14 protein-coding genes are annotated in these 11,389 nt (G+C 66.4%); 11 read left to right on the top strand and 3 right to left on the bottom strand.

Annotated elements, in window-relative coordinates; genetic code table 11:
- Positions 1 to 110: 110 nt before the first annotated feature.
- The 11 genes from trbB to ATE67_RS09615 are packed head-to-tail and all read left to right on the top strand — an operon-like array spanning position 111 to position 9,703.
- On the top strand, positions 111 to 1,097 hold the full coding sequence (gene trbB / locus ATE67_RS09565) for a P-type conjugative transfer ATPase TrbB (protein WP_040716716.1): 987 nt from the start codon (positions 111 to 113) through the stop codon (positions 1,095 to 1,097).
- Positions 1,094 to 1,426, top strand: a complete 333-nt coding sequence (locus ATE67_RS09570; RefSeq protein ID WP_021691190.1) for a TrbC/VirB2 family protein — start codon at positions 1,094 to 1,096, stop codon at positions 1,424 to 1,426. The genes trbB and ATE67_RS09570 overlap by 4 nt, the downstream gene beginning before the upstream one ends.
- On the top strand, positions 1,426 to 1,698 hold the full coding sequence (locus tag ATE67_RS09575; protein WP_021691191.1) for a VirB3 family type IV secretion system protein: 273 nt from the start codon (positions 1,426 to 1,428) through the stop codon (positions 1,696 to 1,698). Before ATE67_RS09570 ends, ATE67_RS09575 begins: the two co-directional genes overlap by 1 nt.
- Entirely contained in the window at positions 1,695 to 4,184 is a 2,490-nt protein-coding gene (gene trbE / locus ATE67_RS09580) for a conjugal transfer protein TrbE (RefSeq protein WP_040716717.1), read from the top strand. Before ATE67_RS09575 ends, trbE begins: the two co-directional genes overlap by 4 nt.
- Complete coding sequence (trbJ, locus tag ATE67_RS09585) at positions 4,181 to 4,939, top strand: P-type conjugative transfer protein TrbJ (RefSeq protein ID WP_021691193.1); 759 nt, start codon at positions 4,181 to 4,183, stop codon at positions 4,937 to 4,939. The genes trbE and trbJ overlap by 4 nt, the downstream gene beginning before the upstream one ends.
- Before the next feature lie 5 nt (positions 4,940 to 4,944).
- Positions 4,945 to 5,247 carry a putative entry exclusion protein TrbK-alt gene (gene trbK-alt / locus ATE67_RS09590; protein WP_021691194.1) on the top strand — a complete coding sequence of 101 codons (303 nt, stop codon included), beginning with the start codon at positions 4,945 to 4,947 and terminating at the stop codon, positions 5,245 to 5,247.
- A gap of 1 nt (position 5,248) precedes the next feature.
- Positions 5,249 to 6,559 carry a P-type conjugative transfer protein TrbL gene (trbL, locus tag ATE67_RS09595; RefSeq protein ID WP_021691195.1) on the top strand — a complete coding sequence of 437 codons (1,311 nt, stop codon included), beginning with the start codon at positions 5,249 to 5,251 and terminating at the stop codon, positions 6,557 to 6,559.
- Positions 6,560 to 6,562: 3 nt separating this feature from the next.
- Positions 6,563 to 7,246, top strand: coding sequence for a conjugal transfer protein TrbF (gene trbF, locus ATE67_RS09600; protein ID WP_021691196.1), 684 nt, complete (start codon positions 6,563 to 6,565; stop codon positions 7,244 to 7,246).
- Complete coding sequence (gene trbG, locus ATE67_RS09605; protein ID WP_021691197.1) at positions 7,243 to 8,259, top strand: P-type conjugative transfer protein TrbG; 1,017 nt, start codon at positions 7,243 to 7,245, stop codon at positions 8,257 to 8,259. Before trbF ends, trbG begins: the two co-directional genes overlap by 4 nt.
- Positions 8,256 to 9,482, top strand: a complete 1,227-nt coding sequence (locus ATE67_RS09610; protein ID WP_021691198.1) for a TrbI/VirB10 family protein — start codon at positions 8,256 to 8,258, stop codon at positions 9,480 to 9,482. Before trbG ends, ATE67_RS09610 begins: the two co-directional genes overlap by 4 nt.
- A complete protein-coding gene (locus tag ATE67_RS09615; RefSeq protein WP_021691199.1) occupies positions 9,479 to 9,703 on the top strand; it encodes a DUF2274 domain-containing protein in 225 nt (74 codons plus the stop codon). The genes ATE67_RS09610 and ATE67_RS09615 overlap by 4 nt, the downstream gene beginning before the upstream one ends.
- Before the next feature lie 14 nt (positions 9,704 to 9,717).
- On the opposite strand, the gene ATE67_RS09620 is transcribed toward ATE67_RS09615, so the two are convergent.
- Genes ATE67_RS09620 through ATE67_RS09625 form a run of 3 tightly spaced genes read right to left on the bottom strand, consistent with a single transcriptional unit; the run spans position 9,718 to position 11,323 of the window.
- A complete protein-coding gene (locus tag ATE67_RS09620) occupies positions 9,718 to 10,026 on the bottom strand; it encodes a hypothetical protein (RefSeq protein WP_021691200.1) in 309 nt (102 codons plus the stop codon).
- A 30-nt stretch (positions 10,027 to 10,056) separates the two neighbouring features.
- A complete protein-coding gene (locus ATE67_RS20995) occupies positions 10,057 to 10,980 on the bottom strand; it encodes a LysR family transcriptional regulator (RefSeq protein ID WP_021691201.1) in 924 nt (307 codons plus the stop codon).
- 1 nt (position 10,981) lies between these two features.
- Positions 10,982 to 11,323: a DMT family transporter gene (locus tag ATE67_RS09625; RefSeq protein ID WP_021691202.1), complete on the bottom strand. Its 342-nt coding sequence runs from the start codon at positions 11,321 to 11,323 to the stop codon at positions 10,982 to 10,984.
- Positions 11,324 to 11,389 lie beyond the last annotated feature (66 nt).

Here is an 11,389-nt window from a genome sequence, read left to right on the forward strand (position 1 = left end):
CCCCTCTACTACGCCGATAACTAGCTGTTGCGACGCGAGCATTGCTGCGTCTCTTGATGTGCCCCTGACGCCGGGCGGCGGTTCGCCCGGCCCAATCGAGGGGCCAGTCGTTGACCGTCCAGCCAATCCGATCCGAGGCGAAATCACGCGGCGCGCGGATGCTGCGCACGGCGCTGGGACCGTCGATCACAGCCTGGCTCGACGACCCCGCCGTCATCGAGGTGATGCTGAACCCGGACGGCCGACTTTGGCTCGATCGGCTCGGCGAGGGGATTAGCGATACCGGCGAGATGCTGTCCGCCGCAGACGGCGAACGCATCGTCCGGCTGGTCGCGCACCATGTCGGTGTCGAGGGTCATGCTCGCAGCCCCCGCGTCTCGGCCGAACTGCCCGAGGGGGGCGAACGGTTCGAGGGATTGCTGCCACCCGTCGTCGCGGCGCCGGCCTTCGCTATACGCAAGCCCGCCGTCGCCGTATTCACGCTCGACGATTACGCACGCGCCGGGATCATGTCGGCAGTTGAGGCCGAGGCGTTGCGCCACGGCGTCGAGACCCGCGCCAATATTCTCGTCGCTGGTGGGACCGGCGCGGGCAAGACAACGCTGGTCAACGCGCTGCTCGCCGAGGTGGCAAAGACCGCCGATCGCATCGTCCTGATCGAAGACACGCGCGAACTGCAATGCGCCGCGCCCAACCTCGTCGCCATGCGCACCAAGGATGGCGTGGTGTCTCTCGCCGAGCTGGTCCGCTCATCACTGCGCCTGCGTCCCGACCGCATCCCGATCGGCGAGGTGCGCGGTGCCGAGGCGCTCGACCTCATCAAGGCGTGGGGCACCGGCCATCCCGGCGGGGTCGGCACGATCCACGCCGGCACCGGGCTAGGCGCGCTGCGCCGCATGGAGCAGCTCATCCAGGAGGCCGTCGTCACGGTCCCGCGCGCGCTGATCGCCGAGACGATCGACCTGATCGCCGTGCTGGTGCGCGACGCGCACGGGCGTCGGCTGACCGAGCTGGCCCGCGTTGAAGGGCTCGATCCCACGACCGGCGATTACCGCCTCGCATCCCTTTCCACCACCCAATCGGGAGACCTGCCATGATCCATGCCATTCGGCATGGCGCACGCCGCGCCATGCTTACCACCACCGCCGGCGTGGTCGCGCTGACCTTCGCCGTTCCGGCCCGTGCCGGTGGATCGTCGATGCCCTGGGAAGCGCCGCTCCAGTCGATCCTCGAAAGCATCGAGGGGCCGGTGGCGAAGATCGTGGCGGTCATCATCATCATCGTGACCGGCCTGACTTTGGCGTTCGGCGACACCAGCGGCGGGTTCCGCCGGCTGATCCAGATCGTGTTCGGCCTGTCGATCGCGTTCGCAGCCAGCTCCTTCTTCCTGAGCTTCTTCAGCTTCGGCGGCGGGGCGCTGGTCTGATGCTCGACGTGGCCGAACCGATCGCGGGTTTCCATGCTCCCGTTCACCGGGCGCTGACCGAGCCGATACTGCTCGGCGGTGCCCCGCGGGCGCTCGCCATCGTCAACGGAACGCTGGCGGGCGCGATCGGCCTCGGCCTGCGGCTGTGGATCGCAGGCCTGGTCATCTGGGCCATCGGCCACGGGCTGTCCGTCTGGGCCGCCCGCCGCGACCCGCAATTCGTGGACGTGGCCCGCCGCCACCTCCGCTTGCCTGTTTGGATGCGGCCATGATGAGCTTGCGCGAATATCGTAGCAAAGCTGCAAACCTGCCAGACTTCCTGCCCTGGGCCGCGCTGGTCGGCGAAGGGGTCGTGTTGAACAAGGACGGCTCGTTCCAGCGCACTGCGAGGTTTCGCGGCCCCGATCTCGACAGCGCGACGCCGGCCGAGCTGGTCGCCACGACTGCGCGATTGAACAATTCGCTGCGTCGGCTTGGCTCAGGCTGGGCGATCTTCGTTGAGGCGCAGCGCACGCCTGCGCTCGACTATCCGGAAGGCCACTTTCCCGATCCTGTGTCGTCGCTGGTCGAGTTCGAGCGCCGCGAACAATTCCGCGAGGAAGGCGCACACTTCGAGAGCCGCTATTTCCTGACGCTGCTGTGGATGCCGCCCGCAGAGGAAGCGGCGCGCGCCGAAGGCTGGCTTTACGAGGGCCGGGCCACGACCGGCGTCGATCCGTGGGAACTGCTCAAGGGCTTTACCGATCGCAGCGACCGCGTCCTCAATCTGGTCGAGGGATTCGTGCCCGAGGTCCGCTGGCTCAATGACGCCGAGACGCTGACCTACCTGCACAGCACGGTCTCGACCCGCCGCCAGCGCGTGCGCGTGCCGGAAACGCCGATGCACCTCGACGCCCTCTTGGCGGACGAGCCGCTGACCGGCGGGCTGGAACCGCGCCTGGGCGACCATCACCTCCGCACGCTCACCATCGTCGGCTTTCCGAGCGTGACGTTCCCCGGCTTGCTCGACGAGCTGAACCGGCTCGCCTTCGAGTATCGCTGGGCGACGCGGGCGATCATGCTCGACAAGACCGACGCGACCAAGCTGCTGAGCCGCATCCGCCGCCAGTGGTTCGCCAAGCGCAAGAGCGTCGTGGCGATCTTGAAGGAGGTGATGACCAACGAGGCGTCGGTCCTGATGGACAGCGACGCCTCGAACAAGGCCGCCGACGCCGACACCGCCCTGCAGGAACTGGGTGCCGATTATGCCGGCATGGCCTACGTCACCGCCACGGTGACGGTGTGGGACCGCGATCCCGCCATCGCCGCCGAGAAGCTGCGGCTGGTCGAGAAGGTCATCCAGGGCCGCGACTTCACCGTCATTCCCGAGGGCATGAACGCGATCGAGGCGTGGCTGGGAAGCCTGCCCGGCCACATCTACGCCAATGTCCGCCAGCCCCCGATCTCCACCATCAATCTCGCCCACCTGATCCCCCTGTCAGCAGTATGGGCGGGGCCGGAACGGGACGAGCATTTCGGTGCGCCCCCCTTGCTCTATGGCAAGACCGAAGGCTCGACTCCGTTCCGGTTTTCCCTTCACGTCGGCGACGTCGGCCACACGCTGATCGTCGGCCCGACCGGCGCCGGCAAGTCGGTGCTGCTCGCGCTGATGGCGATGCAGTTCCGCCGCTACGAGAACGGCCAGGTCTTCGCCTTCGACTTCGGCGGCAGCATCCGCGCCGCCGCGATCGGCATGGGCGGCGATTGGCAGGACTTGGGCGGGATGCTCGCCGACGAGGCGGGTGACGGCGTGCAGCTCCAGCCTCTCGCCCGGATCGACGATCCGTCCGAGCGTGCGTGGGCGGCGGAATGGCTCGCGGCGATCCTCGTCTCCGAAGGCGTCGCGGTCGATCCGCAGGCGAAAGAGCATTTGTGGTCGGCGCTCGGGTCGCTTGCCAGTGCGCCCGCGCCGGAACGCACGCTGACCGGGCTGGCCGTGCTGCTCCAGAGCCAGCAGCTCAAGCAGGCGCTCGCTTCCTATTGCCTCGGCGGGCCGTGGGGTCGGCTGCTCGACGCAGAGGTCGAGCGTCTCGGCGAGGCGTCTGTCCAGGTGTTCGAGACCGAGGGCTTGGTTGGCGCCGGATCGGCCGCCGCTGTCCTGTCCTATCTGTTCCACCGGATCGAAGGCCGGCTGAACGGCTCGCCGACGCTCATCATCATCGACGAGGGTTGGCTAGTTCTCGACAGCCCGCAGTTCGCCGCGCAACTCCGCGAATGGCTGAAAACGCTGCGCAAGAAGAACGCCAGCGTTGTGTTCGCCACGCAGAGCCTCGCCGATATTGAAACCTCGAACATCGCGCCGGCCATCATCGAAAGCTGCCCGACGCGCATCTTCCTGCCGAACGAGCGCGCGGCCGAGCCGCAGATCGCTGCCATCTACGAGCGGTTCGGGCTCAACGCCCGACAGATCGAAATCCTCAGCCGGGCGACGCCCAAGCGCGACTATTACTGCCAGTCGCGGCGCGGCAACCGGCTGTTTGAGCTGGGGCTTGGCGAGGTCGCGCTGGCCTTCGCCGCCGCTTCTTCCAAGACCGATCAGCTCCGCATCACCGAACTCGTCGAGACACACGGTCGCGAGCACTTCGCCGCCGAGTGGTTGCGCCATCGCGGCTTGGCCTGGGCGGTCGATCTCCTTCCCGACCCCCAACCTGATCCGCTGGCCGGTCGCCGGGAAGATGCCGGCCAGCTTCCCCTTGCCTTGAAGGACATGACCCCATGAAGCCCAATATCCTGCGCCGCGCCATGCTGGCCGGCGCCATCGCCACGTCGAGCATGATCGGCATCACCGCCGCCACGCCGGCGCACGCTCAGTTCGGCGGGATCGTCTATGACCCGACCAATTACGCGCAGAACGTGCTGACGGCCGCGCGGTCGCTCCAGCAGATCAACAACCAGATCCAGCAAATCCAGCAGCAGGCGACCAGCCTCATCAACGAGGCGCGCAATCTGGCGTCGCTGCCGTTCAACTCGCTCCAGCAGTTGCAGCAGCAGGTGCAGCGCACCCAGCAGCTTCTCGGCGAAGCCCAGCGCATCGCCTACGACGTGCAGAACGTCCAACAGGTCTTCAACGGCCGCTACAAGGGCGCGGCGCTCACCGGCACCCACGCGCAGATGGTCGCTAACGCCAATGCGCGCTGGGAGGATAGCGTCGGCGCGTTCGAGGATGCGCTGCGTGTGCAGGCTGGCGTCGTCGGCAATATCGACGGCGCGCGGACGACGATGGACGGCGTGGTCACGTCTAGTCAGTCGGCGACCGGCGCGCTCCAAGCCGCGCAGGCGGGCAACCAGCTTCTCGCGCTGCAATCGCAGCAGCTCGCGGACCTGACGGCGCTGCTCGCCGCGCAGGGCCGGGCGCAGGCGCTGGATTCGGCGCGCAACGCGGCCGTTGAAGCCGAGAGCCGCGAACGTCTGCGCCGCTTCCTGACGCGGTCCACCGGCTATCAGCCGGGCAACGCCCGCATGTTCCACGACTAACGCCCGTGGACAGCAAGCTCCTCGCGCGCATCGGCGCGGTCATCTTCGTCGCCATCGCCATCACCATGACGGCGATCGAGATGAGCCGTGCGCCAGAGCCACCGCGCGCGGGGCCGGCGGCCGTCGCCGAGACATCGGCGACGGACCCGCTGCTGATCGAGCTGCGCCGCTGCCAGTCGATCGGCGCGGCCGGGGCGAGTGACCCGGATTGCCTGCGTGCCTGGGCCGAGAACCGTCGCCGGTTCCTCGCGCCCGGTGCGCTTCCCGCTGCCCGCATCGCCGATGGCGCGACCCCACAGGAGAACTGACATGGGCGGCACCGGCGTCGTCGATCGCTTTCTGGATGTCTTCACCCGCTACATCGACAGTGGGTTCGGCCTGCTCGGCGGCGAAGTGGCGTTCATCGCCACCACCCTGATCGTCATCGACGTGACCCTGGCCGCCCTGTTCTGGACGTGGGGAGAGGGCGACGACATCATTGCGCGCCTTGTCAAGAAGACGCTGTTCGTCGGCGTCTTCGCCTACATCATCGGCAACTGGAACAGCCTGGCACGCATCGTCTTCGAGAGTTTCGCCGGGCTCGGCCTCAAAGCGTCGGGCACCGGCTTTACGGCGGCCGAACTGCTCCAGCCGGGCCGCGTCGCGCAGGTTGGCTTGGAAGCGGGCCAGCCTATTCTCGAATCCATCTCCGACCTTATGGGCTGGGTCGCGTTCTTCGAGAACTTCATCCAGATCGCGGTGCTGCTGATCGCCTGGCTGCTGGTCATCCTCGCCTTCTTCATTCTGGCGATCCAGCTTTTCGTGACGCTGATCGAGTTCAAGCTGGCGACGCTCGCCGGATTCGTGCTCATCCCGTTCGGCCTGTTTGGCAAGACCGCGTTCATGGCCGAGCGCGTGCTGGGGCTGGTGATCTCGTCAGGCATTAAGGTGCTGGTGCTCGCCGTCATCGTCGGCATCGGTTCGACCCTGTTCGACGAGTTCCGCGCCGGCTTCGGCGGCGCGCAGCCCAGCATCGAGGACGCGCTGGCCGTCGCGCTCGCCTCGCTGTGCCTTCTCGGCCTTGGCATCTTCGGCCCGTCGATCGCCAATGGCATTGTCTCCGGCGGCCCGGCGCTTGGCGCAGGGGCCGCAGCGGGGACCGTGCTCGCGGCCGGCGGTGCGCTGGCCGGTGGCGCCGCTGCGGCCCGGCTCGGCGTCGGCGCTGCGGTGGGCGCGGCCGGTGGCGCCGCGCGAGGCGCCGCCTTCACGTCCGGGGCCGCAAACAGCGCCTATGCGCTTGGTTCGGCTGGCAAGTCCGGCGCGGCCGCAGTCGCTGGCGGCGCAGGCGGCGTCGGACAAGCCGCCGTCGGCGCAGCCATGTCGCCGCTGCGCAAGGCGGCAGCCTCGCTCAAGGATAGCTACCGTTCCGGCGGACGTGCCGCCGTCACCGCGACCGGCGGGACCATTTCGGGCGGCAGCTCCACGCCGTCGCCGGACGCACCGGCCGGCGCGCCCGCCTGGGCGTCCGCGATGAAGAACCGCCAGACCATGACCCACGGCGCGACCATCGCTGCCCACACGCTGCGCTCCGGCGATGGCGGCGGCAGCGGCGCGTCCGTCGACACCAGCCAGAAGGATTGACCCATGTTCAAGCGACCGAGCATCCGCTACGGCCAGACGCCCGCGCCGACCACCCCTTATCAGCGCGCGGCGCAGGCATGGGACGACCGCATGGGCTCGGCGCGCGTGCAGGCGAAGAACTGGCGGCTCGCCTTCTTCGGGACGCTGTCCCTCTCAGGCGTTCTGGCCGGCGGTCTGGTCTGGCAATCGACGCGCGGCCATATCGTCCCCTGGGTCGTGCAGGTCGATCGGCTCGGCGAGGCCCAAGCGGTCGCGCCGGCCGAGGCCGGCTACCGTCCCACCGACCCGCAGGTCGCGTTCCATCTCGCCCGCTTCATCGAGCAGGTCCGCGCGATACCGGCCGATCCGGTCATCGTCCGTCAGAACTGGCTTCGAGCATACGATTTCACCACCGATCGCGGCGCGCTCGCGCTCAACGATTACGCGAGGGCCAACGACCCGTTCGCCAATGTCGGTCGGGGGCAGGTCGCGGTGGAAGTGTCGAGCGTCATCCGCGCCTCACCCGACAGCTTCCGCGTCGCCTGGATCGAGCGCCATTATCAGGACGGCAGCCTTGCCGCCACCGAACGCTGGTCGGCGATCCTCACCATCGTCGTGCAGCCGCCGCGCACCCCCGACGCCCTGCGCAAGAATCCGCTCGGCGTCTTCGTCAACGCCCTCAATTGGTCGAAGGAGCTGTCGCAATGACCGGCATACTCATCCGCCGCGTGGCCACGGCCGCGCTCTTCGTCTCCGCATCCGCGCTCGCCGGCTGCGCCACCACGTCGGCCAGGCCGCCCGTGATCGCGTTGGACGATCCGCCCCCGGCGATCGCCGCGACGCCCGCGGCCGAGCCGCCCCGCGCGGTCGAGATCGTCACGATCCCCGAGCCGTTGCCGCTCCCCGGTCAATTGAAGCCGGTGACGGAGCGCGCGCGACCGCCGGAGCCCGCCGATCCGCGCCGCCGTGTCGGCGACGCCAACGATGCCGCGCGCGTCCAGCCGGTGCGCGACGGCTTCCTCAACGCCATCCAGCAATACCCGTGGACCGAAGGCGCGCTCTATCAGGTCTATACCGCGCCCGGTCAGGTGACAGACATCGCCTTGCAGCAAGGCGAGCAGCTTGTCGGGCCGGGGCCGGTCGCGGCGGGCGACACGGTGCGGTGGATCATCGGCGATACGGTGAGCGGCAGCGGAGCAGCTGCCCGCGTGCATATCTTGGTAAAGCCCACCCGACCCGACCTCGCCACCAACCTCATTATCAATACGGATCGGCGCACCTACCATCTGGAGCTGCGCGCCACCCCCGTGACCTACATGGCGTCAGTGTCCTGGACCTATCCGCACGACCAGCTCATCGCCTTGCAAGGCCGCAACGCGGCTGCTGCTGCGGCTGCACCGGTAGCGACCGGCGTGGACGTGGCGGCGCTCAACTTCCGCTATCGCATCGACGGCGATAGAGCGCCGTGGCGTCCGGCCCGCGCGTTCGACGACGGAAGGCAGGTCTTCATCGAGTTTCCCGCCGGGATCTCGCAGGGCGAGATGCCACCGCTTTTCGTGACCGGCGTGGCCGGCGACGCCGAGCTGGTCAATTACCGCGTGCAAAGCCGCTACATGGTGGTCGATCGCCTGTTCGCTGCCGCCGAGCTGCGCCTGGGCGACCGGCGCACCGAGCAGCGTGTCCGCATCGTGCGGGACGATGGACGGAGGGGGCGGCCGTGACCGACAGCCACGATCCGTCCGTCGAGGATCGGCCCGCCGCACAGTCGGCCCGCCCTGATCCGGCGGCGTTCCAGCTTCGCGGCGATCCGCCCCGCGTCATGCGGCTTTCCCGTAAAGCGCTCGCCGTCGTCGGCGTCGCCGCCGGCCTCGGCATAGGTGGTTCGCTGATCTATGCGCTACGACCGCCGAGCGATCGGGCCGCGCAGGAACTCTACAACACCGATAGCCGCGCCACGGCCGAGACTATCACGTCGGGGCCCCGCGACTATGCCCAAGCGCCCCGGCTCGGCCCGCCGCTGCCCGGCGACCTCGGCCGACCGATCGTATCGGCACAGCAGCGCGGCGAGGATGTCACCGTGCCGCCGGTCGGCGCGCAGCCAGGTCCGCCCGATCCGCGCGCTCAGGCGGCGGAGGCGGCTCGGCAGCGTGCCGCTCAGGAGCGCGACGCGGCCCGCACCAGCTCGGTCTTCCTCGGCGGCAGCGGAAGCGCCGCATCACCGGACACCCCGGTTACGCCGGTTCTCGCAGCGCCGACTCCAGCGCCTGCGGCGACGGGCGATGCGTCGGCGCAAAGCGATCAAGCGGGAAGGCGCACCTTCATGGCGCAGGCGCCGAACCAGCGCACGGTCAGTGTCGAGAGGCTGACCACGCCGTCATCACCCAACATCGTGCAGGCCGGCAGCTTGATACCGGCTGCCCTCATCACCGGCATCCGCTCCGACCTTCCCGGCCAGATCACCGCGCAGGTAACGGCCAACGTCTATGACAGCCCTACGGGGCGCATCCTCCTCATCCCGCAGGGCGCGCGGCTGATTGGCGAGTATGACAGTGAGGTCGCCGCGGGTCAGACACGCGTGCTGCTGGCCTGGGACCGGCTCATCCTGCCGGACGGACGTTCGATCGTTCTCGAGCGCCAGCCCGGCACCGATGGCGCAGGGTTTGCGGGCCTACAGGACCGCGTCAACCAGCATTGGGGCAATCTCCTGAAGGCGGCGGCCGTTTCGACGCTTTTGGGGGTCGGTGCTGAGCTGGGCGCAGACAGCGAGGACGACCTGACCCGCGCACTGCGACGCGGCTCGCAGGACACCATCAACCAGACCGGCCAGCAGATCGTGCGTCGGCAGCTCAATGTGCCGCCCACGCTCACCATCCGGCCGGGGCATCCGCTGCGCGTGGTGCTGACCCGCGACTTGGTGCTCGAACCCATCGGAGTAACGCGATGACGAAGTTGAAGCTCGGGCCGCTGGCCGACGATCGCCCCGTCAAGCTCACGGTGGAGTTGCCTGCCGCTGTTCACCGCGATCTCACGGCCTACGCCGCCGCGCTTGCGGCCGAGACCGGCGGGGATGCTATCGTTCCTGAGAAGCTCGTCTCGCCAATGCTGGCGAAGTTCATGGCGAGCGACCGAGGATTCTCGCGGCGACGGGATACCTCGAAGAGCTGACCGCCTCGCTGCCATCAGTTACCCAGGAAGCGTCGGCGGCGATCCTGAGCATCCACCTTGATGATCGCTTCTTCGGCCGTGGCGCATTCGCCGCCACGGACCGAGCCGTCACGACATCCGGCCACCAACTGTCGAGCCTCGTCGATATGAGCGACGAAATACTGTGTGCCGCGTGCGTCGTCCGATGCCTTGGCCACCGCTGCCCCGGTGGCGGTAATCCTCGCTTGAGGGATCGGCGCAATCAGCGGTCGTAAGGCAAAGCCTCCCGCAAAACCGATGGCCAAGTTGACTAACACGATAATGATTGTCTTGCTGTGAGACATAGTAGATATCTCCAGAAAATTCTGTGTAAATTACTGTATTTTTGTCGAGAAATCAAAGGTTAGCGCGTAGCGACTCTTGATGAATCCGAGGAAACGGTGAATAGTCGGATTGATATTGTCTTCGCACCAATAGGCGGAAAAGCCAGTTAGTGCCGGCCCTTGTTCCCCGTGTATTGGCCGATACACAACATCAGGGTACAGTGCGCCGGTCGAACCTTCGCAAACGATGCTCACGCCAGAGCTAACGCCTAGCATGCTCAACACAGTCTCTCGGCTCGACCGCAATACTCGAATATCGGGCTTACTGCCGGACAACGCCAGACGGCCAAGCAGCATATCGCGAATAGCTGGGCCAGGGTCGGTGATTGGTAATAGGAAGCGCTCTTCCCGAAGATCAGTCCAGTGCACGACATCTTGGTTCGCGAGTGGATGCGACTCGGGTAATGCAACGAGCATTCGCTCGCTCCACACCGGTTCGCAGCGAAATCCGTTCTGCCCCGCAACGCCCATCAAGATTGCGATGTCAATTTCTCCAGTATTCAGTCCGGCCAGAAGTAGACTTCTGTCGGATTCAACGCACTCCACATCAACATCCGGGTGAGTTTCGATCCAATTCAATATCGTTGCACGCAAATTGCCGGCAGAAACGGAACTGTTGTGTCCGATCATCAGGCCACCAGCACGGCCCTGACCTGCTGCACGCATCATTTTTACCAACTTATCGGCTGTGTCTACCATCGGCTTAGCGCTGCGGATGAAGGTGCTTCCAGCCAGCGTTGTTGTGACACCTGAACGCGAGCGCTCAAAAATAGACATGCCGATAGAGTGTTCCAGCTTCAGGATAGCCCGGCTCAGAGTCGATTGCTCGACATCTAGGGCACGTGCCGCACGATAGAAGGAACCGTGATCTGCTGCCGCGATAGCGTAGCGAAGTTGCCGGATATTGAACGGCAAATTAATGCCCGGACGAGGTTGAGAAGACCTGCATAACGACCACGCCTGAAACGATCAGGCCGATGCCAATGATCGCGGCCACATCCAAAGCCTGGCGGAGCACAACAACCCCCACGATGGCAGTGAGAACGATGCCGCATCCAGCCCAAATTGCATATGTTATGCCAAGAGGGATAACGCGGAGCGCTTGCGTCAAACAGTAAAATGACATCCCAAAGAATAATGCCATCAAAAGTGTCGGAATTGGCCGAGTAAACTGCTCAGATTTTGCCATGAAAGTCGAGCCGGTCACTTCGCATATAATAGCAGCCGTCAACGCAGCATAGGGAAAGAAAGGATGCATTTTTAGTTCCCTTATTAAATGACGTCGTTGAATGATGGTTCATTGCACCACGGGATTTTGATTATT

It is taken from the genome of Sphingopyxis sp. H050 (assembly GCF_001468265.1).
Taxonomy (GTDB): Bacteria; Pseudomonadota; Alphaproteobacteria; order Sphingomonadales; family Sphingomonadaceae; genus Sphingopyxis.